Source organism: Streptomyces aurantiacus JA 4570, from assembly GCF_000414115.1.
Classification (GTDB): domain Bacteria; phylum Actinomycetota; class Actinomycetes; order Streptomycetales; family Streptomycetaceae; genus Streptomyces; species Streptomyces aurantiacus_A.
This window is the reverse complement of record NZ_AOPZ01000377.1, coordinates 1-23,309: the sequence shown is the minus strand read 5'-3', so window position 1 is coordinate 23,309 and position 23,309 is coordinate 1. Positions and strand designations below refer to the sequence as shown.

The 23,309-nt window shown below is 72.8% G+C and carries 20 protein-coding genes, 1 tRNA gene and 2 pseudogenes; 9 read left to right on the top strand and 14 right to left on the bottom strand.

Annotated elements, in window-relative coordinates:
• From STRAU_RS43145 to pdhA, 5 genes and pseudogenes are all read right to left on the bottom strand, one after another.
• Nucleotides 1-498: pseudogene (locus STRAU_RS43145) on the bottom strand (hypothetical protein); the annotation flags it as partial.
• 239 nt (nucleotides 499-737) lie between these two features.
• Nucleotides 738-1,712: pseudogene (locus STRAU_RS31205) on the bottom strand (NTP transferase domain-containing protein); the annotation flags it as partial.
• Between the two features lie 135 nt (nucleotides 1,713-1,847).
• On the bottom strand, nucleotides 1,848-3,548 hold the full coding sequence (locus STRAU_RS31200; RefSeq protein WP_037663095.1) for a dihydrolipoamide acetyltransferase family protein: 1,701 nt from the start codon (nucleotides 3,546-3,548) through the stop codon (nucleotides 1,848-1,850).
• Nucleotides 3,548-4,552: an alpha-ketoacid dehydrogenase subunit beta gene (locus tag STRAU_RS31195; protein WP_016644403.1), complete on the bottom strand. Its 1,005-nt coding sequence runs from the start codon at nucleotides 4,550-4,552 to the stop codon at nucleotides 3,548-3,550. Before STRAU_RS31195 ends, STRAU_RS31200 begins: the two co-directional genes overlap by 1 nt.
• Nucleotides 4,549-5,709: a pyruvate dehydrogenase (acetyl-transferring) E1 component subunit alpha gene (gene pdhA, locus STRAU_RS31190; RefSeq protein ID WP_016644402.1), complete on the bottom strand. Its 1,161-nt coding sequence runs from the start codon at nucleotides 5,707-5,709 to the stop codon at nucleotides 4,549-4,551. The genes STRAU_RS31195 and pdhA overlap by 4 nt, the downstream gene beginning before the upstream one ends.
• Before the next feature lie 206 nt (nucleotides 5,710-5,915).
• Between pdhA and STRAU_RS31185 the strand changes: the two genes are divergently transcribed.
• Nucleotides 5,916-6,401, top strand: a complete 486-nt coding sequence (locus STRAU_RS31185) for an Lrp/AsnC family transcriptional regulator (protein WP_016644401.1) — start codon at nucleotides 5,916-5,918, stop codon at nucleotides 6,399-6,401.
• Here the strand turns inward: STRAU_RS31185 and STRAU_RS31180 are convergent.
• Together STRAU_RS31180 and STRAU_RS31175 are read right to left on the bottom strand one after the other, a co-directional pair.
• The gene (locus STRAU_RS31180) at nucleotides 6,398-7,015 is read right to left on the bottom strand and encodes a TetR/AcrR family transcriptional regulator (protein WP_016644400.1); all 618 of its coding nucleotides are present in this window, start codon (nucleotides 7,013-7,015) and stop codon (nucleotides 6,398-6,400) included. The two genes, STRAU_RS31185 and STRAU_RS31180, sit on opposite strands and share 4 nt — an antisense overlap.
• Nucleotides 7,012-8,535: a 3-hydroxyacyl-CoA dehydrogenase gene (locus STRAU_RS31175; RefSeq protein WP_016644399.1), complete on the bottom strand. Its 1,524-nt coding sequence runs from the start codon at nucleotides 8,533-8,535 to the stop codon at nucleotides 7,012-7,014. The genes STRAU_RS31180 and STRAU_RS31175 overlap by 4 nt, the downstream gene beginning before the upstream one ends.
• A 195-nt stretch (nucleotides 8,536-8,730) precedes the next feature.
• Between STRAU_RS31175 and paaN the strand changes: the two genes are divergently transcribed.
• The gene (paaN, locus tag STRAU_RS31170; RefSeq protein WP_016644398.1) at nucleotides 8,731-10,422 is read left to right on the top strand and encodes a phenylacetic acid degradation protein PaaN; all 1,692 of its coding nucleotides are present in this window, start codon (nucleotides 8,731-8,733) and stop codon (nucleotides 10,420-10,422) included.
• Between the two features lie 43 nt (nucleotides 10,423-10,465).
• Here the strand turns inward: paaN and STRAU_RS31165 are convergent, their stop codons facing one another.
• From STRAU_RS31165 to STRAU_RS31155, 3 genes are all read right to left on the bottom strand, one after another.
• Entirely contained in the window at nucleotides 10,466-11,209 is a 744-nt protein-coding gene (locus STRAU_RS31165; protein ID WP_016644397.1) for a TrmH family RNA methyltransferase, read from the bottom strand.
• A 137-nt stretch (nucleotides 11,210-11,346) separates the two neighbouring features.
• Complete coding sequence (locus tag STRAU_RS31160; RefSeq protein WP_016644396.1) at nucleotides 11,347-12,630, bottom strand: HTTM domain-containing protein; 1,284 nt, start codon at nucleotides 12,628-12,630, stop codon at nucleotides 11,347-11,349.
• Between the two features lie 77 nt (nucleotides 12,631-12,707).
• Nucleotides 12,708-13,535, bottom strand: a complete 828-nt coding sequence (locus tag STRAU_RS31155) for a DUF5819 family protein (RefSeq protein WP_016644395.1) — start codon at nucleotides 13,533-13,535, stop codon at nucleotides 12,708-12,710.
• Nucleotides 13,536-13,842: 307 nt separating this feature from the next.
• Here STRAU_RS31155 and paaA point away from each other — a divergent pair, with 307 nt between their 5' ends.
• From paaA to STRAU_RS31125, 6 genes are all read left to right on the top strand, one after another.
• Nucleotides 13,843-14,844 carry a 1,2-phenylacetyl-CoA epoxidase subunit PaaA gene (paaA, locus tag STRAU_RS31150; RefSeq protein WP_016644394.1) on the top strand — a complete coding sequence of 334 codons (1,002 nt, stop codon included), beginning with the start codon at nucleotides 13,843-13,845 and terminating at the stop codon, nucleotides 14,842-14,844.
• A complete protein-coding gene (gene paaB / locus STRAU_RS31145) occupies nucleotides 14,841-15,131 on the top strand; it encodes a 1,2-phenylacetyl-CoA epoxidase subunit PaaB (RefSeq protein WP_037663092.1) in 291 nt (96 codons plus the stop codon). Before paaA ends, paaB begins: the two co-directional genes overlap by 4 nt.
• Nucleotides 15,128-15,919 carry a 1,2-phenylacetyl-CoA epoxidase subunit PaaC gene (paaC, locus tag STRAU_RS31140; protein WP_259300029.1) on the top strand — a complete coding sequence of 264 codons (792 nt, stop codon included), beginning with the start codon at nucleotides 15,128-15,130 and terminating at the stop codon, nucleotides 15,917-15,919. Before paaB ends, paaC begins: the two co-directional genes overlap by 4 nt.
• Nucleotides 15,913-16,458, top strand: a complete 546-nt coding sequence (paaD, locus tag STRAU_RS31135; protein WP_016644391.1) for a 1,2-phenylacetyl-CoA epoxidase subunit PaaD — start codon at nucleotides 15,913-15,915, stop codon at nucleotides 16,456-16,458. The genes paaC and paaD overlap by 7 nt, the downstream gene beginning before the upstream one ends.
• Nucleotides 16,458-17,525, top strand: a complete 1,068-nt coding sequence (gene paaE, locus STRAU_RS31130) for a 1,2-phenylacetyl-CoA epoxidase subunit PaaE (RefSeq protein ID WP_037663087.1) — start codon at nucleotides 16,458-16,460, stop codon at nucleotides 17,523-17,525. The genes paaD and paaE overlap by 1 nt, the downstream gene beginning before the upstream one ends.
• Nucleotides 17,526-17,737: 212 nt before the next feature.
• Nucleotides 17,738-18,889: an acyl-CoA dehydrogenase family protein gene (locus tag STRAU_RS31125; RefSeq protein ID WP_016644389.1), complete on the top strand. Its 1,152-nt coding sequence runs from the start codon at nucleotides 17,738-17,740 to the stop codon at nucleotides 18,887-18,889.
• 62 nt (nucleotides 18,890-18,951) lie between these two features.
• Here the strand turns inward: STRAU_RS31125 and STRAU_RS31120 are convergent, their stop codons facing one another.
• The 4 genes from STRAU_RS31120 to STRAU_RS31105 form a co-directional block, all read right to left on the bottom strand.
• Nucleotides 18,952-19,281 carry a rhodanese-like domain-containing protein gene (locus STRAU_RS31120; protein WP_016644387.1) on the bottom strand — a complete coding sequence of 110 codons (330 nt, stop codon included), beginning with the start codon at nucleotides 19,279-19,281 and terminating at the stop codon, nucleotides 18,952-18,954.
• A 104-nt stretch (nucleotides 19,282-19,385) separates the two neighbouring features.
• Nucleotides 19,386-20,243: a J domain-containing protein gene (locus STRAU_RS31115; protein ID WP_016644386.1), complete on the bottom strand. Its 858-nt coding sequence runs from the start codon at nucleotides 20,241-20,243 to the stop codon at nucleotides 19,386-19,388.
• Nucleotides 20,244-20,268: 25 nt separating this feature from the next.
• Nucleotides 20,269-21,804: a DUF2252 domain-containing protein gene (locus STRAU_RS31110; RefSeq protein ID WP_078621633.1), complete on the bottom strand. Its 1,536-nt coding sequence runs from the start codon at nucleotides 21,802-21,804 to the stop codon at nucleotides 20,269-20,271.
• Between the two features lie 228 nt (nucleotides 21,805-22,032).
• Nucleotides 22,033-22,116 (bottom strand) — tRNA-Leu (locus tag STRAU_RS31105).
• A gap of 682 nt (nucleotides 22,117-22,798) precedes the next feature.
• Here STRAU_RS31105 and STRAU_RS31100 point away from each other — a divergent pair.
• Nucleotides 22,799-23,309 (top strand): DUF3662 domain-containing protein (locus STRAU_RS31100; RefSeq protein ID WP_037663084.1); only part of this gene is annotated, 511 nt, incomplete at its 3' end.

Below are 23,309 nucleotides of genomic sequence, written 5' to 3'. Positions count from 1 at the left end.
GAGGGGGGTGGGGGTGGGGCGGGTGGCTGCCGGTCGGGCTGTGGCCTGGAGGGCCTCCGCCGCCACGGGCGCTGCCGATGCCGATGCCGCTGCCGCTGCTGAGGTGCCTGCGCTGCGGGCGGTGGCGCGGGCTTGGGACCAGGGGGTGGTGTGGGCGCGGGCGGCGGGCGCCGGGCCTTCGGGAGCGGGGCCGCCGGGCTGTGCGCCGGACTCCTCGGGGCGGCGACCCGGTGGGTTCAGGCCGTCACCGGACGGCTTGGCCTGCGCTGCGGCGAGGTGTTGGCGCTGGGTGCCGGGGGTGCCGGGTGCGCCAGGGGGGGTGGGGGCGCCGGGTGCGGCAGGTGTGCCGGGTGCGGCAGGCGGAGTGGGGGTGCCGGATGCTCCTGCGGATGTCGCGCTGTGCGGCCGCGCGACGCCCGCGCCCCCCTTGGCCCGGTCCTCGTTCGCCAGAGCGAGTGCCTCGTCGAGCTCGGCGTCGGCCGCGTGCTGCCCGCTCACGGGGAGTCCGGCTTGGGGGTGAAGGGGACGTCCGGCTCCGGAGTGAAGGGCACGTCGGGCTCGGGCTTGAAGGGAACGTCGGGCTCAGGGGTGAAGGGTACGTCCGGCTCGGGCGTGAAGGGCACGTCGGGCTCGGGCTTGAAAGGCACGTCCGGCTCGGGCGTGGAGGGCTCTCCTTGGGCCGCGTCGGGCGAGTGTGTGCCGGACGCGGCCTCCGTGCCCGACGGCGACGGCGCCATACCGGCCCCGGGTGCGGGCGCGGGCGCGGGCGTCCCGCCGGGCGCGTCCGGCCGGTCCTCCTCCGCCCACCTGGCGGCAAGCGCCGCCGCCTTGCGGGCGGCCTCCGCCACGGCCTGCGGCCCGCCCCCGCCGGCCGAGGCCCGCGCCGCCGCGTACCCGACGAGGAAGGTGGTCAGGGGTGCCGCGGGCCGGGCCACACCGTGCGCGGCGTCGCGGGCGAGGTCGAGCAGGATGCCGGTGTCGACGTCGAGCTCGATGCCCAGTTCGTCCTTGACTGCGGTAATCCATTCATCCAACACGTGCCCATGCTCCCTGATCCGCGCGCGGGCCGCGGCGATGTCGTCCCAGGTGTCGCAGTCGAACGCGGCGAGGGGATCGGCGATCCGCACCAGTTCGAGCCGCGCGGTGAGCCGCCGCAGCGGCAGCCCGGTCAGCCCGCGCGCGCCCGCCGATGCTGCCCCCTCGTCCGCGAGCACCGCCAACCCGCGCCGCAGGGCCGCGCTCCGGTACACCGCGACGAGCGGCTGATCCCGGCCGTCGGGGTCGGTCAGCACCGCGCCGTCCGCGCCGTCGGCCGCGCTCAGGGCGGCGACGAGCCGACGCACGGTCTGCTCCCGGAGGAACGGCAGGTCGGCGGAGAGCACCACGACGACCTCGGCCCGGGTGTGGCGCAGCCCGGCGTCCAGCGCCGCCAGCGGCCCGCCGCCCGCGGGCTCCTCGCGCGCCCACACCACGGGCCGCCCGGTGGGCCGGGGCGCCGCGACGACGACGGTCGTCCCGGCCCCGGCGCACGCCGCGAGCACCCGCTCCAGCAGGGCCCTGCCGCCCACCCGCACACCCGGCTTGTCCGCCCCGCCGAGCCGCGCGGCCCGCCCGCCCGCGAGCACGACGGCGTCGAACGGGACATCGCCGAACGGGCCGTCATCGTCGGTGTCGGTGTCGGTGTCGGTGTCGGCGTCGGCGTCGGCGTCCATGGGGTCGAGGTCGGAGGGGTCGGCGTCCGGGGCCGTGGGCGCGGTCATTCCCCGAGTATGGGCGTACGCGGGATCAATACCACCCCTGCCGGGCAGCCCGGCGGGAACGTCGGACCGCCCCTGGACCCGCCGCCCCTAGACCGCCCGCAACAGCATCGCGGGCTGCTCCACGCAGTCGGCGACGAACCGCAGGAAGCCGCCCGCCGTCCCGCCGTCGCACACCCGGTGGTCGAAGGTGAGCGAGAGCTGGACGACCTGACGCACTGCCAGCTCGCCCTGGTGCACCCATGGCTTGGGCACGATCCGGCCGACGCCGAGCATGGCCGCCTCGGGGTGGTTGATGATCGGCGTGGATCCGTCCACCCCGAACACGCCGTAGTTGTTCAACGTGAACGTGGATCCCGTGAGTTCCCCCGGCGTCAGCGTCCCGGTGCGGGCCGCTTCCGAGAGCCGGGCCAGCTCGGCGCTCAGCGACTCCGTGTCGCGGGCGTGCGCGTCCTTCACGACGGGCACGACGAGCCCGCGGTCGGTCTGCGCGGCGAAGCCGAGGTGCACCTCGTCGAGCCGCACGACCTCGCGCGCTTCCATGTCCACCGTGGAGTTGAGCTCCGGGTAGCGGGCGAGGGCGGCGGTGCAGACGCGGGCGAGGAGCGCGAGCAGGGACACCATCGGTCCGCCCGCCGCGTTCATCGCCACGCGCGCGTGCATCAGTTCCGTCGCGTCGGCGTCGACCCAGCACGTCGCGTCCGGTATCTCGCGGCGGCTGCGCGCCAGCTTGTCGGCGACGGCACCGCGGACACCGCGCAGGGGGATCCGCGTGCCTCGGCCGGAGGCCGCCGCAGGCTTGGCGGGACCGGAAGTCCCGGGAGCGCCCGGAGTTCCCGAAGCTCCTGGAGCTCCTGGAGCTCCTGGAGCTCCAGGAGCCCCGTAGGCCGCCGAGGCCCCCAAATCCCCCGAGGTCCCAACCGCACCAGTTGCCCCAACTGCCCCAGGAGAACCGAACGTGGCCCCGATCCCCGGCACCGCCGTGCGTGCCACGGCGGACGCCGACGCCGGACCCGCGATCGGCGCGCCCGCGGCCGCCGAGGCCCGCATGACGTCCTCCACGTCGGCCCGCAGAATCAGCCCGTCCGGCCCGGAGCCCGCCAGCTCCCGCAGATCCACGCCGTTCTCGCGGGCCAGCTTGCGCACGAGCGGGGAGATCACCGGGACCGGCCCGTCACCGCGCGCGGGGAACCCGTGCCCCCCGGAACCGGAGGCCACGTCAGCCCCGGACACGTCACCCCCGGAACGGGACACCGCCCCGGAACCGGAGCCGGCGTCACCTCCTCCGGAGTCCACGCCCTCGCTCCCGCCCACGGCCGGGGAACCGGCACCCGCGCCCCCGCGCGCGGGCCGCACCCTGCGTCGTCGCGCGGGCGCCGCCGCCGTGCCGTACCCGACGAGCACGTTGCCCGACGCCTCGTCACCACCAGAGGCGGACGCACCCGCGTCGGTGGACGAGGCGGGCCCACCGCCTTCCGCAGCGGAGGTGGCCGCACCGGCGTGCCCAGCAGAGGCAGGCACACCACCGTCCAGAGCGGCGGCGGACGCGCCCACGGCGACCGTCAAGAGCGGTGCCCCCACGGGCAGTTCGGTGCCCTCCTCGCCGAAGCGGGCCGTCACCACGCCCCCGTACGGACACGGGACCTCGACCATCGCCTTGGCCGTCTCCACCTCGACGACCGGCTGGTCCACCTCGACGACGTCGCCGACCTGCACCAGCCAGCGGGTGATCTCCGCCTCCGTGAGCCCTTCGCCGAGGTCGGGCAGCTTGAATTCGAGGACCTGCGCCATCAGCTTTCCGCCTCCCACTGCAGCCGTGCCACCGCGTCCAGGATCCGGTCGACGCCGGGCAGGTGGTGCCGCTCCAGCATCGGCGGCGGATAGGGGATGTCGAACCCGGCGACCCGGAGCACCGGCGCCTCCAGGTGGTGGAAGCACCGCTCCGTGACGCGGGCGGCGATCTCCCCGCCGGGCCCGCCGAAGCCGCCCGACTCGTGCACCACGACCGCGCGTCCCGTGCGCCGCACGGACGCGGTCACCGTCTCGTCGTCGAAGGGCACCAGCGAGCGCAGGTCGACGACTTCGAGGTCCCAGCCCTCGGCCCGAGCCGCCTCGGCGGCCTCCAGGCAGACGGGCACGGACGGGCCGTACGTGAGGAGCGTGGCGCTGCGGCCCGCGCGCCGCACCACGGCCTTGCCGATGGGTTCAACGCTCTGGGGCGCGTCCGGGTTCCAGTCGGCCTTGGACCAGTACAGCCGCTTCGGCTCCAGGAAGACGACCGGGTCGTCGGAGGCGATGGAGGCGCGCAGCAGGCCGTAGGCGTCGGCGACCGTGGCGGGCGTGACGACGTGCAGCCCGGGAGTCGCCATGTAGTACGCCTCGGAGGAGTCGCTGTGGTGCTCGACGCCGCCGATGCCGCCGCCGTACGGCACCCGGATGGTGATCGGCATCGGCATGCCGCCCCTGGTGCGGTTGCGCATCCGCGACACGTGCGAGATCAGCTGCTCGAAGGCGGGATACGCGAACGCGTCGAACTGCATCTCGACGACGGGCCGCAGCCCGTACATCGCCATGCCGACCGCCGTCCCGAGGATGCCCGCCTCGGCGAGCGGGGTGTCCGTGCAGCGGTCGTCGCCGAACTCCTTCGCGAGCCCGTCGGTGACCCGGAAGACCCCGCCGAGCGTGCCGACGTCCTCGCCGAGGACGTGCACGGCGGGGTCGTCGGCCATCGCGTCGCGCAGCGCGCGGCCGAGCGCCTGCCCCATGGTGGCCGGTTTCACGGCGACAGTGGTCATCGGGCCGCTCCGTCCCGGCCGGCGCCGCCCTCGGCGTCGTTCTCGGCCTCCAGCTCGGCCCGCAACTGGGCCGCCTGTTCGCGCAGTTGGGAGGTCTGCTCGGCGTACACCTGGGTGAACAGGTCCATGGGGTCCAGGGCGGGGTCCTGGTTCATGCGCTCCCTGAGGTCCGCGGCCATCGCCTCGGCGTCCTCGCGCACGGCGCGCCTGCGGTCCTCGTCGAGGAGACCGCGGGCGTCGAGCTCGCGCTCCACGAGCAGGATCGGGTCGTGGTCGCGCCATGCCTCGACCTCCGCGTCGTGGCGGTAGCGGGTGGCGTCGTCGGCGTTCGTGTGCGCCTCCATCCGGTACGTCACGGCCTCGATGAGCGTGGGGCCGCCGCCCTCACGCGCGCGCCGCACCGCTTCGGAGAGGACCTCGTGCACCGCGACCGCGTCGTTGCCGTCGACCAGGCGGCCCGGCATGCCGTACCCGACGGCCTTGTGGGCCAGGGAGGGCGCGGCCGTCTGCTTGGCGAGCGGCACGGAGATGGCGAAGCCGTTGTTCTGCACGAGGAAGACCACGGGCGCCTGCCAGACGGCGGCGAAGTTGAGCGCCTCGTGGAAGTCGCCCTCGCTGGTGCCGCCGTCGCCGACCATGGCGAGGGCCACCACGTCGTCGCCCTTGAGGCGCGCGGCGTGCGCGAGGCCCACGGCGTGCGGCAGCTGGGTGGCGAGGGGCGTGCTCAAGGGCGCTATGCGGTGCTCGCGCGGGTCGTACCCCGTGTGCCAGTCGCCGCGCAGCAGCGTGAGGGCCGCCACCGGGTCCAGGCCGCGGGCCACGGCCGCGAGGGTGTCGCGATAGCTGGGAAACAGCCAGTCCCGCTCGCGCAGGGCGAGCGCGGCGGCGATCTCGCACGCCTCCTGGCCGGTGCTCGACGGATAGACCGCGAGCCTTCCCTGCTTGGTCAGGGCCGTCGCCTGGGTGTTGTAGCGGCGGCCGCGCACCAGCTCGCCATGGAGGCGCAGGAGCAGCTCCTGGTCCGCCTCGCGGGCGGCCTCGGTGCCCAGCACGCGATACGGCTCCGCGTCCGGCAGCAGCGGCGCGGGGTCGGTCCTGAGCTGCCATGCGGGGGGCGGGGCGGGTCGATATGCGTCCCGCTGCTCCATGACCGTCATGACGGCACCTCCTGTGGGGAAGCGATCTCCTCGTGGGAGCGGCAACAGAGGCGCGACGATGTGATGCGCCTCACCTACCGATTGTTCGGTCGTCGGCACATTTTGGCTACAGGCACCTCCAGGCTGTGGACAAACGGTTCTCCACAGCCTGAGATGAACGCAGTACGTCCATGGTAGGGAGGCGGGGGGACATGGCACCTGAACGAATGGCCGAAGGGAACGAGGCGGGCCGTCCGGAACCACAGCCCCGCCCGCTCGACCCCATCGACCGCGACATCCTGCAGATCCTGCACACGGATGGTCGCGCGTCGATACGTTCCGTGGCCGAGCGCGTGCACGTCTCGCGGGCCAACGCCTACGCGCGCATCAACCGCCTCATCGAGGACGGCGTGATCCGCGGCTTCGGCGCCCGCATCAATCACGAACGGGCGGGCCAGGGCGCCTCCGCCTACATCACCCTGAAGATCGTCCAGAACACCTGGCGCACGGTCCGCGAACAGCTGCGGACCCTGCCCGGCGCCGCCCACATCGCGCTGGTCAGCGGGGACTTCGACGTGCTGCTCCTGGTGCACACGCCGGACAACCGCGCGCTGCGCGAGCTGGTGCTCACCCGTCTCCAGGCCATGCCGGAGGTCCTCAGCACACGAACGCTGCTGGTCTTCGAGGAGGACGACCTGGAGGCGGAGGTCTAGGTCCAGCGGTCTCCGGCGGAGGGCCGGTCGTCCGTGCGCAGGCCGGAGAACGCCAACTGCACCACGGCGTCGGCCACCTGTGCGCCGTTGGCGGCGTTGCGGGCCTCCGGCCGGTACCACTCCACAATGGAGTTGATCATTCCGAAGAGCAGCCGGGTGGCGAGCCGCAGTTCGACATCCGAGCGCAGGTCACCGTCCGCGACCGCCTCCTTGAGCAGCTCGGCGACCTCGTGGTCGAACTCCCTGCGCCGCTCCAGCGCCCACCGCTCGGTGTCCGTGTTGCCGCGCACGCGCAGCAGCAGCGTCACGTAGGGCAGTTCGGCGACGAGCACCTCGACGGTGCGGCGCGTGACGTACTCCAGGCGCCGCACCGCGCTGCCCACGCGCGCGTGCTCCTCGGTGAGGATCCCGAAGAGACCGTCGAGGGCACGGCTCACCGCGCGGCGCAGCAGCTCCTCCTTGCCCGCCACGTGGTGGTAGATCGACGACTTGGAGATGCCGGCGGCCTTGGAGAGGTGCTCCATGGAGGTGCCGTCGTAGCCGCGCTCGTTGAAGACCCGCACGGCGACCTCTAGGAGGGTCTCCGGGGTGTAGGTGTCACGCCGGGTGCTCATGCGTGGTCCTCCTTCGCGGCGGCGCCGCGCAGCCCCTGGGAGACCGCGTAGCGCCCCGTGGGGTACTCGTCGTGCAAGTGGTCCAGGACTTCGGCCACCCAGTACAGACCGAGGTCCGCGCCCCAGGACAGCGGTCCGCGCGGGTAGTTGACGCCCAGACGCATCGCGGTGTCGATGTCGTCCGCGTCGGCCACGCCCCGCGCGACGGCGTCGTGGGCGAAGTCCACGAGCATCGCGACCGTACGCGCGACGATCATCCCCGGGGTGGCGCGTACGACGCTGACCTGCTTGCCGAGCGCCTGGAAGAGGCCCACCGCCTCACCGAGCATCCGCTCGCTCACGCGGGCCGCGGGGGCGAGCGCGATCCTGGTGGCCGTGCCGTAGTCGAGTGCCAGGTCGAACTGGACGGTGGGCTGCGCGGCGCTGTCGGGGGACGAACCGTCGGCGAGGGCGAGGCGGGCGCCGCCGGGCAGCTCGATCCAGCCGGGAAAGTCCGGGTGCCCGGACTGCCCGGGACGCCCGCGCTCGACGCGGACGCCCGCGGCCTCGATGAGCGGGACCAGCGCGGCGGCCTGGAACAGCTCGCCGTGCAGGGTGACGGACCGGGGCGCCTCCGCGGGCTCGGCGGTGTGCGGTCCGGCCTTCTCGGCGCCGTCCTCGTACGCGTACCAGCCCTGTCCCGACTTGCGGCCCAGGCGGCGCGATTCGACGAGGCGGCGCTGGGCGAGGGACGGGGTGAACTTGGGGTCCTGGAAGAAGGACTCCCATACCGAGCGGGTGACCGCTTCGTTGACGTCCTGACCGATGAGGTCGGTGAGCTCGAAGGGGCCCATCTTGAAGCCGCCGCACTCGCGCAGGACCGCGTCGATCGTCGCGGGGTCGGCGGCCCGCTCCTCGTGGACGCGCAGCGCCTCGGCGTAGAAGGGCCGGGCAATGCGGTTGACGATGAAGCCGGGGGTGTCGGCGCAGCGCACCGGGGTCTTCCCCCACGCCTTCGCGGTGTCGTACGCGCGCGTGGCCGCCGCTTCGTCCGTGGCGAAGCCGCTGACGACCTCCACCAGGGGCAGCAGGGGCGCGGGATTGAAGAAGTGCAGCCCGACAAAGCGCCCCGGGTGCTTCAAGGCGCCCCCGACGGCGGTCACGGACAGGGACGAGGTGTTCGTGGCCAGCAGGCAGCCGGCGCCGACGACCTCCTCCAGGTCCTGGAACAGGCGCTGCTTGACGTCCAGTTGCTCCAGGACGGCCTCGACGACGAGATCGCACCCGGCCAGCTCGGCGAGGCCGTCGACGGCCCGCAGACGTCCGGCCGCGGCGTCGCGGGCGGCCGCGTCGAGGCGGCCCTTCTCCACGAGGCGGTCCAGGCGGGCGGTGATCGCGGCGGCCGCCGTCTTCGCGAAGCCGGGCGCGGCGTCGTACAGCCGCACGGGGTGGCCCGCCACCAGCGCGACCTGGGCGATGCCCTGGCCCATGGTGCCGGTGCCGACCACGGCAACGGGGCTGCTGAGATCGAGTGCTGTCATGCTCGCGATCCTCCCGCACAGGGGTCTCGGCCAGGGGCTCGGGGTGACCGGAGGGGAGGTTTTCCACAGGTTCGGCAGACCCTCTTGTCCCGACCGATCGTTCGGTTACTCTAGCTCTGTCCAGCCGTTCCCGCACAGTCCCTGCCCAGCTCGCCGGCTCGAAGGAGAGCTGGCTCGACGAGGAGTTGGTCCCTCATGGCCGCCGAACTCACCGCGCACACGCTGATCGAAAAGCACCGGCCCACCCTCGACCAGGCGCTGGAGACGATCCGCACGCGCGCGTACTGGTCGCCGCACCCCGAACACCCCAAGGCGTATGGGGAGAACGGAAGCCTGAGCCTCCCCGAGGGCAAGGCCGCCTTCGAGGCCCTCCTGAACAGCCGCTTCGACCTCGACCAGCCGGGCACGGACGACTGGACGGGCGCGGAAGTCTCCCCCTTCGGCCCCGAGTTGGGCATCACGTATCCGCACCCGGACGTGGACGCGCTGCTGCCCGCCATGCGCGCGGGCATGCGTGCCTGGCGCGACGCGGGCGCGGAGGCCCGCGCCATGGTCTGTCTGGAGATCCTGTCGCGCATCAGCGCCCGCACGCACGAGTTCGCGCACGCGGTCATGCACACCAGCGGCCAGGCGTTCATGATGGCGTTCCAGGCGGGCGGCCCGCACGCTCAGGACCGCGGCCTGGAAGCGGTCGCGTATGCGTATGCGGAGCAGTCCCGCACCCCCGACTCCGCGGAGTGGACCAAGCCCCAGGGCAAGCGCGACCCGCTCGCCCTGACCAAGCGCTTCACGCCGGTCGGGCGCGGCATCGCCCTCCTGATCGGCTGCAACACCTTCCCCACCTGGAACGGCTATCCGGGCCTGTTCGCCTCCCTCGCCACCGGCAACCCCGTCCTGGTCAAGCCGCACCCGCGCGCGGTGCTGCCGCTCGCCCTGACGGTGCGCGTGGCCCGCGAGGTCCTCGGCGAGGCCGGCTTCGACCCGAACCTGGTCGCGCTGGCCGTCGAGCGCCCCGGCGAGGGCATCGCCAAGACCCTCGCCACCCGCCCCGAGATCAAGATCATCGACTACACGGGCTCGACGTCCTTCGGCGACTGGCTGGAGACCAACGCCCGCCAGGCCCAGGTCTATACGGAGAAGGCGGGCGTCAACACGGTCGTCGTCGAGTCGACCGACAACTACAAGGGAATGCTGTCCAACCTGGCCTTCTCCCTGTCGTTGTACAGCGGCCAGATGTGCACGACCCCGCAGAACCTCCTGATCCCCCGCGAGGGCATCACGACGGACGCGGGCGCGAAGTCGTACGACGAGGTGGTCTCGGACCTCGCCGGCGCGGTGGACGGCCTGCTCGGCGACGAGGCCCGGGCGAACGGCATCCTGGGCGCCCTGGTCAACCCGGACGTGAAGGCCCGCCTGGAGGCGGCTCCCGGCATCGGCGAAGTCGCCCTCGCCTCACGGGAGATCAGCAACCCGGAGTTCCCGGACGCCGTGGTGCGCACCCCGGTGATCGTCAAGCTGGACGGCGCCAAGCCGGACGCCGAGGCGGCCTATCTGAGCGAGTGCTTCGGCCCGGTCTCCTTCGCCGTCGCGGTCGACTCCGCGGCGGAAGCGGTGGAGCTGCTGCGGCGCACGGTGCGCGAGAAGGGCGCGATGACGGTCGGGGCGTACACCACCTCCGAGGAGGTGTCCGCCGCCGTCGAGGAGACCTGCCTGGAGGAGAGCGCCCAGCTCTCGCTGAACCTCACGGGCGGCGTGTATGTGAACCAGACGGCGGCCTTCTCGGACTTCCACGGCTCCGGCGGCAACCCGGCGGCGAACGCCGCGCTGTGCGACAGCGCGTTCGTGGCCAACCGCTTCCGTGTGGTGGAGATCCGCAAGGAGGCATGAGCCGGGCGGTCCGGCGCGGCCGCACGGCCCCGGGAGCGCGGGCTCAGACCTGGGCTCCCGGGGGCCGTCCCGAGGACCAGTGGAAGAGCGTCATGCCGACGCTCGTCGCGAGGTTGTAGCTCGACACCTGCGGCCGCATCGGCAGCGACACCAAGTGGTCGGCGCGTGCGCGCAGTTCGGCCGACAGACCACTGCGTTCCGACCCGAAGGCCAGCACGGCGTCATCGGGGATCTTGAGCCCCCGGATGTCCTCGCCCTCCGCGTCGAGGGCGAACACCGGGCCCGCGGGCAGCTCCCGGACCTCCACGCGTTCCACCGCCGTGGCGAAGTGCAGGCCCGCGCCGCCGCGGACGACCGTGGGATGCCAGGGGTCGAGCGTCCCCGTCGTCACGACACCCGTCGCGCCGAAGCCTGCGGCGAGCCGGATCACCGCCCCCGCGTTGCCCAGGTTGCGCGGATCGTCGAGGACGACGACCGGGGCGGACCTGGAGGTGTGTGCCAGCGCCCGGAGGTTGGCGGTGCGTGACGGACGTACCGCCAAGGCGGCGACGGCCGTCGGGTGCAGCCGCGGCACGAGAGCGCGCAGCGTCGCGCCGTCGGTCTCGGCGAGCAGTGCGTCCAGAGCGGCGGCAACATCCGGTGCCAGGTCCTCCGCAAGGGCCAGGACGGCGGATTTGTCGCTGGTCAGCGCCACGGGGATGCGGGCGCCGAAGCGCAGCGCGTGCTTCAGGGCGTGAAAGCCGTCGAGCAGCACGGAGGAGTCCGCGAGGCCGTGCCAGGCGCGCACGGGGTCCTGCGGGGGCGCCTGATCCGCCGAGGGCACCTGAACGGTGGGGGACGCCGGATCGGCCGGGGACGCCTGATCCGCCCGGGGCGCCGACGCTGTCCGTGCCGGCCCGTCGCCCCGGGCCGTACCGCTGCCGCTCATGCTCCGAAGCCTACGCGCGCGTCCTCGGCGGCCTCCTGGGCGTGCCTCTCCTCGCCGCGCGTCCCCGGCGACGTATCCCCGCGCGAGAGACGCGGCAGCCGCGGCACCCTCGAGAGCGGCGTACGGGAAATCAGCCCTCCACGCGCGCGTGCCACCCAGCCGCCGAGGCGTCGCAGGAACGTCGTCGGCAGGAAGACGGCGTCGGCCGCGATCATCGCGAGCGAGAAGAACGGCAGTCCCAGAACGACGGCGATGACGGCGTGCTCGAAGATCATCGCCGCCAGCAGGACATTCTTGACGCGCCGGTTGAACAGCGTGAACGGGAAGGCGACCTGCACGGCGACCGTCCCGTAGGTCACCAGCATGATCAGCAGGCCGTGCGAGGTCAGCAGGTCGGCGAGCGCGGGCCAGGGAGAGAAGTAGTCGAGCTGGAGGGGGTAGTAGACGGCCGTTCCGTCCTGCCAGCGGCTGCCCTGGATCTTGTACCAGCCGGCCGTGGCGTAGATCAGGCACGCCTCGACCATGATCACCAACAGGGCGGCGTTGTGCGCGAGGTTGGCGACGACGTCGAGCAGCAGCCGCGGCTCCCCCAGCGGCGCCCGCCGTACGACCACCCACCACAGGCCGTGCGCGAGCCACAGCCCCCAGAAGAACAGCAGCCAGAAACCGCTGAGCTCCCCCATGAACGTCACCACGGACAGCGCGAGGCCGAGGACCCACCAGAGCACGGGGCCGACGCGGTCGTCGCGGGTCGAGGCGCCCGCGCCGTCCACGCCACCGGCTCGTGCCGCACGACGCGCGTCCAGGGACCAGACCTGGCCGCACCGCGTGAACACCAGGTAGATCGCCATCAGATGGATGACGTTGTCGCCGCCGTCGCCCATGAAGATGCTGCGGTTCTGCAGCGACAGCACGCCGATCATGAACAGCACGGACATGGTGCGCGTGCGCCAGCCCACCAGCAGCAGGGCGCTGGAGACGATCGCCAGGAAGTAGACGATCTCGAACCACACCCGCCCGTCCGACCACATCAGCGCCGTGAAGGCATCGTTGGCGGAGATGAGCTGCCGGGCCATGTCCCAGCTCCACGGCCCGTCGGGCCCGTACAGCTCGCGCCGGTGCGGCAGTTCGCGCAGCAGGAACAGCAGCCATGTCGCGGCGAAGCCGATGCGCACTATGGCGGTCTGGTACGGGCCGAGGGCGTGCGCCGTGACGCGCTGCACCCCGCGCGCGAGCGGCTCGAAACGGGGCTTCAGGCGCCCGCCGCCGGAGCGGGGCACGGGCCGCGCGCCTTCAGCGTGGGTCACCGGGCGCTCGCCCTCGGCGTGGGGCACAGGCCGCTGCCCTTCAGCGTCGGTCACCGGCCGCTCCCCTTCACATCGGCGGCCACGTCTCTCCGCGCCCGGTCCTCCTCGGCCAGCGGCAGGTCGGCCGGGGTCACGGACCACCACGGCAGCACCCGCAGCACGGGCTTGGTGTCGATCTTCTCGTCACTCCACTTCGGCGGCCGGACAGCCGTGGTCCGGGACCGGACCTGCACCTGGTCGAAGGACTCGCCGCGGGCCAGCGGCTCGTGCCGGTCCAGACGGAGCAGCACGATGCGGCGGATGTAGCGCTCGGACAGTTCGCCGCGCAGCCCGGTGGGACGATTCTGCGCGTCGTGCGTGGCCACGAAGAAGTCCCAGCCGCGGCGCAGCTCGTTCTGCTGCGTGTGGCTCGGCAGGAGGTTGTGGTCGATGGCGGCGCCGTCCTGCGCGGACAGGTCGTACCAGCGCGTGGTCCGGCCGGTTCCGTCCGCGGTGCGGATCTGCGCGCGGACCTGCACGGCGACGTTCTGCTGCAGCGGGTTGGGCGCGAACAGCTTCCAGTTCTGCTCGAACTCCGGGTACACCCAGTCGTCGACCGTCCTGCCGTGCTCCTTGGTCATGGTGTTCGACGGTGCCACGTGCAGGAACAGCATCGCGACATGGACGCATACGCCGACCAAGACCGCGGCGAGGACGAGCGCGGCGACGACCTGCGGGCCTCGGGAGAGGGCGGCGATGCCGGCGGCGGGCTTCGCGGGGGCGCCGGCGGGCGGGGAGGGGGCGTGACCGGGCGGCCGGGCGGGGGCGCTTTCGGGCCCGGCGGGCGCGTCATCGGGCCCGGCGGCCCCGCCGCCCGAACCCTTGTCGTACGCGTCCATCTCGCCCCGTTCCTCGACCCGCGACCGAACCCTGCCGCCGGAACGGTACTCAGGCCCGCCCGCCAGGCACAGCGTCCCGGAGGTTATCCACAGGGTTGACACCTTATGGCGAGGCGCCGCACCATTGAATTCCCACGAACCGAACGATCGGTCGGTAGGTCGCCGGCTTCGAGGGAGACGTCCACGATCGAAAGACGTCCGGATCGGCACACCGAGAACACCGACGCCGACGCCGACACCGCTGCACCGAGAACACTGAGAACACCGAGAGTTGCCGGGACACTGCCCGAGGTCGAGGGGGACCGAGATGGCGACAGCGCACCAGCCGCCCAGCACGGCGCCGCACCACACAGCGGCCGGCGCCGCGGACACCGCCGCGCTCGAGTCCGCCTTCGACGCGGCCGTGGCGGCCGACGAACGCATCGAGCCGCGTGACTGGATGCCGGACGCCTATCGCTCCACGCTCGTGCGCCAGATGGCGCAGCACGCCCACTCCGAGATCATCGGCATGCAGCCGGAGGCCAACTGGATCACGCGCGCGCCGTCCCTGCGCCGCAAGGCGATCCTGATGGCCAAGGTCCAGGACGAGGCGGGCCACGGCCTGTATCTGTACAGCGCGGCGGAAACCCTAGGCGCCAGCCGCGACGACCTGCTCGACAAGCTCCACTCGGGCCGCCAGAAGTATTCGTCGATCTTCAACTACCCCACCCTGACCTGGGCGGACGTGGGCGCCATCGGCTGGCTCGTGGACGGCGCGGCGATCACCAACCAGGTCCCGCTGTGCCGGTGTTCGTACGGCCCCTATGCCCGCGCGATGGTCCGCGTCTGCAAGGAGGAGTCGTTCCACCAGCGCCAGGGGTATGAGCTGCTGCTCGCCCTCAGCCGTGGCACTCCTGCGCAGCACGCCATGGCCCAGGACGCCGTGGACCGCTGGTGGTGGCCGTCCCTGATGATGTTCGGCCCGCCGGACGCGGAGTCGTCGCACTCCGAGCAGTCGATGACGTGGAAGATCAAGCGTCACTCGAACGACGAGCTGCGTCAGCGCTTCGTGGACATCTGCGTCCCCCAGGCCGAGTCGCTGGGCCTGACCCTCCCGGACCCGGACCTGCGCTGGAACGAGGAGCGCGGCCACCACGACTTCGGCGCCATCGACTGGACCGAGTTCTGGTCGGTCCTCAAGGGCAACGGCCCGTGCAACGAACAGCGCATCACCCAGCGCAGGCGCGCCCACGAAGAGGGCGCCTGGGTGCGCGAGGCAGCGGCCGCCTACGCCACCAAGAACAGCGAGCGCAAGGAGGCGACCGCATGAGCAGCTCGACCGAATGGCCGTTGTGGGAAGTGTTCGTGCGCTCGCGCCGCGGCCTGTCCCACACCCACGCGGGCAGCCTGCACGCCCCGGACGCCGAGATGGCACTGCGCAACGCCCGGGACCTGTACACACGCAGGAACGAAGGCGTCTCCATCTGGGTCGTGCCGTCCGCGGAGATCACGGCCTCCTCGCCGGACGAGAAGGACTCCTTCTTCGAGCCGGCCGGCGACAAGCCCTATCGCCACCCGACGTTCTACGACATCCCGGAAGGAGTGAAGCACCTGTGACCTCGGCAGCTGTGCCCCCGGCACCCGTGACCCCCGCGTCCCCGGACACCGGCACCGCGTCCCCGACCGCCGGGCCCCCGGCCCTCCACGCCGCGGCCCTCGCCCTGGGCGACGACGCGCTGGTGCTCTCGCACCGCCTGGGTGAATGGGCGGGCCACGCCCCCGTCCTCGAAGAAGAGGTCGCCCTGGCGAACATCGCCCTGGATCTGCTCGGCCAGGCCCGCGTGCTGCTCTCCCTGGTCGGCGACGAGGACGAGCTGGCGTATCTGCGGGAGGAGCGCGCCTTCCGCAACCTCCAGCTCGTCGAGCAGCCGAACGGCGACTTCGCCCGGACCATCGCCCGCCAGCTCTACTTCTCGGTGTACCAGAACCTGCTGTACGGCCACCTGGCCACCACGGACAGCCCGTTGGCACCGCTGGCCGCGAAGGCCGTCAAAGAGGTCGCCTACCACCAGGACCACGCCGAGCAGTGGACCCTCCGCCTCGGCGACGGCACGGCGGAGAGCCATGAGCGGATGCAGCGCGGCCTGGACGCGCTGTGGCGGTTCACCGGCGAGATGTTCCAGCCGGTGCCGGGCCTGGACCTGGACTGGCAGGCCATGCGGGAGCAGTGGACGGCCAGGGTCACCGAAGTGATCGAGAAGGCGACGCTCGGCGTCCCCGAGGGGCCGCAGAGTGGAGCGTGGGCGGCCGGCGCGGGCCGCGAGGGCCTGCACACGGAGTCGTTCGGCCGGATGCTCGCCGAGATGCAGCACCTGCACCGCAGCCACCCGGGGGCGTCATGGTGACCACCACGCCCGGCGCCGCCCAGGCCGAGCAAGCCGCCCCGGCCCACCGCGCCCCCACCGCCCTCGAAGCCGAGCTCCGCGCCCTCGCGGGCTCCGTGCCCGACCCCGAGCTGCCCGTGCTCACCCTGGCCGAGCTGGGCGTGCTCCGCGCCGTGTGGGTCAGCGGCACGGGCCATGTCGACGTCGAGCTGACCCCGACGTACACGGGCTGCCCGGCCATAGAGGCCATGTCCGCCGACATAGAGCAGGTGCTGCGCGAGCACGGCCGGGACGACGTCAGCGTGCGCACGGTGCTCTCCCCCGCCTGGTCGACGGACGACATCAGCGCCGAAGGCCGCCGCAAGCTCGCCGAGTTCGGCATCGCCCCGCCGCGCCCGCACGCCGCCGACGGCCCGGTCCCGCTGTCCCTCACGGTCCGCTGCCCGCACTGCGGCTCGACCGACACCGAACTGCTCAGCCGCTTCTCGTCCACCGCCTGCAAGGCGTTGCGCCGCTGTGTCTCCTGCCGCGAGCCCTTCGACCACTTCAAGGAGCTGTGATGGCGCGCTTCCACCCGCTCCGCGTGGCGGCGGTCGAGCAGCTCACCGACGACTCCGTGACGCTGACCTTCGCGGTGCCCCCGGCCCTGCGCGAGGAGTATCGGTACGCACCGGGCCAGCACCTGGCCATCCGCCGCGTCGTCGACGGCACGGAGATCCGGCGTACGTACTCGATCTGCTCCCCGGCACCGTCCCCCCAAGCGGCCGATGAGCCGCGGGAGTTGCGGGTGGGTGTGCGCGTGGTGGACGGCGGCGCCTTCTCGACGTACGCGCACAAGGAGATAGCCGCGGGGGACGAGCTGGACGTGATGACCCCGGCGGGCCGCTTCACTCTGGACCCGGCCCCGGGGCGGTATGCCGCGGTGGTCGGCGGCAGCGGCATCACGCCGGTGCTGTCCATCGTCACGACGCTCCTGGAGCGCGAGCCGCGCGCCCAGTTCTGCCTCATCCGCAGCGACCGCACGGCGGCGTCCACGATGTTCCTCGACGAGGTCGCCGACCTCAAGGACCGCTGGCCGGACCGCTTCCAGCTGGTGACGGTGCTCTCCCGCGAGGAGCAGCAGGCGGGGCTCACCTCGGGGCGCCTGGACGAGCAGCGACTCGCGCGGCTGCTGCCCGCGCTGCTGCCGGTCGAGGAGGTCGACGGCTGGTTCCTGTGCGGTCCGTACGGCCTGGTGCAGGGCGCGGAGCGGACGCTGCGTGCCCTTGGGGTGTCGCGGCACCGCATCCACGAGGAGATATTCCACGTGGACGACGGCCTCGTGACGACCCCGGCCGTGCCCGCCCCGGCGGACAGCACGGTCACCGTCACCCTGGACGGCCGCTCCGGCACCTGGCCGGTGCAGGCGGGGGAGTCCCTCCTGGACACGGTGCTGCGCAACCGCGCGGACGCGCCGTTCGCCTGCAAGGGCGGAGTGTGCGGCACCTGCCGGGCGTTCAAGGTGTCCGGCGAGGTCCGGATGGACCGGAACTTCGCCCTGGAGCCGGACGAGACCGAGGCCGGCTACGTCCTCGCGTGCCAGTCGCACCCGACCACGGCCAAGGTGGAGCTGGACTTCGACCGCTGAGCGGGACTTCGACCGCTGAGCGGGGCTGCTGTACGCCGACGCGGGGCGCCCCCGGCCCTGCCGTCGGCTCTCGCTCCGGCGCCGCCCGGCGCACCTGTTCCCTTCCCGTAGAACCTGTTCTATCTTGACGACCCGTCAGAAACGACGGCAGAGCCGAGACGGGGCCGAGGGAGCCATGACGGGCGGCGTACCGCCCGGTGCGGAGGGACAACGTGGACTTCACCTTCTCCGAGGAGCAGCAGGCGGCGCTCGAAGCGGCCAAGGCGGTCTTCGCCGGGGTCCCGCCGGACGGCGTGCCCAGCCCCGCCCTCACCCCCGGCGCTGTCGCCGAGGACTTCGACCGGGCGCTGTGGGCCAAGCTCGCCGACGCCGACCTGCTGAGCCTGCTGCTCGCGCCGGAGTACGGCGGGTCGGGCCTTGATCCCATCGCGCTCTGCCTGGTGCTGCGCGAATCGGCGAAGGTGCTCGCCCGCGTCCCGCTCCTGGAGAGCTGCGCCGCCGCGTACGCCGTCCAGGCCCATGGCGGCGAGGAGTTGAAGCAGGCCGTGCTCCCGGCCGTCGCCCGCGGGGAGACCGTGCTGACCGTGGCGGCGAACGGCCGCACCGGACACGACGGCGCCGAACTCGCCGTCACCGCACGCCCCGACGGCGACGACTGGGTCCTGGACGGCGCCCAGACGGGCGTCCCATGGGCGTACGAAGCCGACTTCACCGTCGTACCGGCCACCGCTGCCGACGGCCGCACGGTCCTCGCCCTCGTATCCCGCGCGCGGCCCGGATCCGCCCTCGCCGAGCAGTTCTCCACCAGCGGTGAACGGCTGGGCGAGCTGCGTCTGGACTCGGTGCGGGTCGGGGCCCGTGATGTCATCACGGCGGACGGGGCCTGGGACTTCCTGCGGGACCTGCTCGCGACGGGCACCTGCGCGCTGGCGCTCGGGCTCGGTACGGGCGTGCTCGGCATGACGAGTGAATACACCAGCAAGCGCGAGCAGTTCGGGTTTCCGGTGGCCACGTTCCAGGCGGTCGCGATGCAGGCCGCCGACCGGTACATCGACCTGCGCGCCATGGAGGTCACCCTCTGGCAGGCCGCCTGGCGGCTCAGCTCACCGGAGCGCGCGGGCGCGGGCAGCGGCGGGCCGCTGCCCGCATCCGGGGACGTGGCGGTGGCCAAGATCTGGGCGGCCGACGGCGTACGCCGCGTCGTGCAGACCGCGCAGCATCTGCACGGCGGCTTCGGCGCGGACACCGACTATCCCCTGCACCGCTATCACGCCTGGGCCAAGCATCTGGAACTGTCGCTCGGCCCGGCCGCGGCACACGAGGAGGCACTGGGCGACCTGCTGGCCGCGCACGCCCTGACCTGAGCCGGGCGGCCGCGAGCGGGCCAGATCACCGAGCCGGGTGGGAGACCCCAGGGAGGGGCGGGCTAGATCACCGAGCCGGGCTGACCCTTGTCGTCGACGACGGGCCTGCCCGCGGCCTCCCAGACCTGCATCCCGCCCTCGACGTTCACGGCGTCGAGGCCCTGCTGGGCGAGGTACGCCGTCACCTGCGCGGAACGGCCGCCGGAGCGGCAGATCACGTTGATCCTGCCGTCCTGCGGCGCCGCCTCGGTCAACTCCCCGTAGCGGGAGACGAAGTCACTCATCGGAATGTGCAGCGCGCCTGCCGCGTGGCCCGCCTGCCACTCATCGTCCTCGCGGACGTCCAGCAGGAAGTCTCCGTCCGAGAGCTCGTCGACGCCGACCGTGGGCACATGGGATCCGAAAGCCATGCCCCCGACGCTACCCGACCGCCGACACGACGCGGCCACGCGTCCCGCGCAGCTCAGCCAGCCACGCGTCCGCACAGCTCACGCAGTCACGCGGACACACGCTCCAGCTCCGCCTCGCGCTCCGCGACCTGGGCCAGGAGCTGCTCGGCGATCTCGTCCAGGAGGCGGTCCGGGTCGTCGGGCGCCAGCTTGAGCATCGAGCCGATCGCGCTCTCCTCCAGGTCCCGGGCCACGACCGTGAGCAGTTCCTTGCGCCGGGCGAGCCATTCCAGCCGGGCGTACAGCTCCTCGCTCGGGCTGGGCCGCTGCTCCTCGGGCACCGGCCCGGCGGCCCACTCGGCGAGCAGCTCGCGCAGCAGCGTCTCGTCGCCGCGGCCGTACGCGGCGTTCACGCGCGTGATGAACTCGTCGCGACGCTCGCGCTCCTTCTCGTCCTGCGCGAGGTCGGGGTGCGCCTTGCGGACCAGCTCCCGGTACAGCTTGCGGACCTCGTCGCTCGGCCGTACCCGCTGCGGTGGCCGCACGGACTGGTCGGTGAGCATCGCGGCGGCCTCCGGGAACAGCCCGTCGCCGTCCATCCAGCCGTGGAACAGCTCCTCGACGGCCGGCATGGGCAGCACCCGCGCCCGCGCCTCGTCCGCCTTGCGCCGGTCCTCGGGGTCGCCGGACCGTGCCGCCACGGCCTCGGCGATCAACGCGTCCAGCTCGTCGAGGCGGGCGTACATCGGGCCGAGCTTCTGGTGGTGCAGCCGGGAGAAGTTCTCCACCTCCACCCGGAAGGTCTCCACCGCGATCTCGTACTCGATCAGCGCCTGCTCGGCGGCGCGCACCGCCTTCGCGAGCCGCTCCTCAGGACGTCCCTCCGCGTCGGGCCGCGCACCCGCGTCGAGCGGCGGCTCCTCGGGCGTCTCGCGGCTGGTCGGCTCGGCTTCCGGGGTCGTCACCCTGTCCACCCTAGGCCACGACTCCCTAGGACTCGGCTCGCAGCCGCCCCTCCCGCACCGCGGCGACGAGCTGGGCGTGGTCGGCCTCCGTGCGGTCCGCGTAGGCCACCGCGAAGGCGGACATCGCCTCGTCCAGTTCGTCGTTCTTGCCGCAGTATCCGGAGATGAGGCGGGGGTCGGCGCTGTGCGCGTGGGCGCGGGCGAGCAGGGCGCCGGTCATGCGGCCGTAGTCGTCGAGCTGGTCGGCGGCCAGGGCGGCCGGGTCGACGCTGCCCTTGCGGTTCCTGAACTGCCGTACCTGGAAAGGCCGTCCGGATATCGTCGTCCAGCCGAGCAGGAAGTCGCTGACGACCTGCATGCGCTTCTGGCCGAGGACGACTCGCCGGCCCTCGTGCTCGGTCGTCGGCTCCTTGAAGCCCGCCGCCGGCAGGTGCGGCAGGAGCGCGGAGGGGCATGCCTCCTTGACCTGGAGGACCAGCGGCTCCCCCCGGTGGTCGAGGAGCAGCACCACATAGGAGCGCAGTCCGACGCTGCCGGTGCCTACGACGCGGAAGGCCACGTCCTGGATCGAATACCGCGCGAGGAGGGGAAGACGGTCCTCCGGGAGGGTGGTCCGATACTCGCCGAGGGCGGCGGCGACCGCCGCGGCCTCCGCGTCCGGGACCCGCCGGAGCACCGGGGGAGCGTCCACGAAGCGCCGGGGCGCGGCGTGGCCCGGGGGCGCCTCGGCGTCCGGGACCGGCTCGGTGGACTTGGCGGCGAAGCGGGCGCTCGTGTTCTGCCGGGCCTTCTCGGAGACGCGGTCGAGGGTGCCGAGCAGGTCGCGGGCGTCCGTGTGGGAGACCAGTTCCTCGTCGGCTATCGCGTTCCACGCGTCGAGGACGGGGAGCTTGGCGAGCAGCCGCATGGTGCGGCGGTACGCGCCGACGGCGTCGTAGGCCGCTTCCTCGCAGGCGTCCTCCTTGGCGCCCGCCTCGCGGCCGGCGAGGACCAGGGAGGTGGCGAGGCGTTTGACGTCCCACTCCCAGGGGCCGTGCACCGTCTCGTCGAAGTCGTTCAGGTCGATGACGAGGCCGCCGCGCGCGTCCCCATAGAGCCCGAAGTTGGCCGCGTGGGCGTCGCCGCAGATCTGGGCGCCGATGCCGGTGAGCGGGGTGCGGGCGAGGTCGTGGGCCATGAGTCCGGCGGCGCCGCGCAGGAAGGCGAAGGGGCTCGCGGCCATCCTGCCGACGCGGAGCGGCGTGAGCTCCGCGAGCCGGCCGCGGTTGGTCTCCTCGATGACGGAGACGGGGTCGGGGCGGTGGTCGTCCGCCGTGCACTCCGCGTGCGCGGAGCGCGGGGTGCGGGTGCGCAGGGCCTTGCCCTCCTGCTTGGGCTGGGCGGGCCCTTGCGTTCCGTGCGCGGACCAGTGGGCGAAGCCCGCCACGCGGGGCAGCCTGCCTGCGCCCCGCCCCGTCGCGCGGGGCGCGGGAAGCGCCTGATCGACGACCGCCTCGGCTCCCGGGCCCGAGCCTCCGCCCGTGCTCCCGCCCGATGTGTGAGTTGTCTCAGTCACGCCCATCGCCCCCCGTCCACGGCCTTCAACTGGCATCGACGGTACCGCCGCTCGCGAATCGCCGTCACAGCCTGTGGATAACTCCCCGCGACCACCCGAGCCCCCGGCCACCGGCGCCTGCCCCGGTGACATACATCACCGCAGCGCCGGAACACGCCGTACCGGAACGCACCGCACAGCGGCACAAACCCAGAAAAACAGAAAGACCCCAGCTGGGCTGGGGTCTTTCATCTGTGCGCGAGGGGGGAGTTGAACCCCCACGCCCTTTCGGGCACTGGAACCTGAATCCAGCGCGTCTGCCTATTCCGCCACCCGCGCATGGGTGTTGTCTTTGGGTCTCTCACTGAGTGGTGCGAGCGCCTGCCGACATCCAGAAGATTAGCACGCTGCGGACGGTGGATTCACATCCGTATTCGGGGGCACCTGCGGAGGAACCGGGGCCGGGCCACCCCTGGTCGCGGGCGGCACCGCCCGCGCACCGGCGGGACGCGCCCCGGGCCCCGGGACCACCCCGCCGCCCGCCCGACGCAACCAAGCCACCCGTCAAGTCCTCCTCCTAGGTCCACAGCCGCGTGCGGGACACTGGCTCCGGACCCCCTCTACGATCCCTAGTAAGAGGAGGCCCGAGCCAGGCCCGGCGCGGGAACCCGGAAGGAGCCCACAAGGAGCCCAGGAGGAGCGCGGAAGCAGCCCCGAGCAGGAGCGCGGCACGCATGCGCGGAGCGAGCCCGGACCGAGCCGCCGGCGAAGACTCGGCGCCCCGGCCCGACCGGTTCCCGAGGGAATCCCTGACTGATCCCTGAAGATCGGCGGCGGAGCCCCCGGCGGAACCCCGGGACCCCCCTGAGGGATCCCGGAGGATCGCGGAAGACCAGTGCGGGCATGCCTTGTGAGAGGCGACACTCGTGGTCTGGGCAGACAGGGGGAACCACCTGATTTCCCGGCGCGTGGATACGATCAGTAAGCAGTACGAGGATGACGACGACGGAGGAGGTGCCCCATGGGAGTCCTGAAGAAGTTCGAGCAGCGACTCGAAGGTCTGGTCAACGGCACCTTCGCCAAGGTGTTCAAGTCCGAGGTCCAGCCCGTCGAGATCGCCGGCGCCCTGCAGCGCGAGTGCGACAACAACGCGACGATCTGGAACCGCGAGCGGACCGTCGTGCCCAACGACTTCATCGTGGAGCTCAGCGCGCCCGACTTCGAGCGGCTGAGCCCGTATTCCGGGCAGCTCGGCGACGAGCTCTCCGGCATGGTCCGTGAGTACGCCAAGCAGCAGCGCTACAGCTTCATGGGCCCCATCAAGGTCCACCTGGAGAAGGCGGAGGACCTGGACACGGGCCTCTACCGGGTGCGCAGCCGCACGCTGGCGTCGAGCACCTCGCAGACTCCCGACCACGCTCCCGGAGGCCCCGCGGGCCCCGGCGGGCCCGCCGCCCCCGGTGGCGGTCCCACGAGCGCGGGCCAGGGCCCGCGCGGGGGCCCCGGCTCCCCGCAGGGCCCCTCGGGCGCCC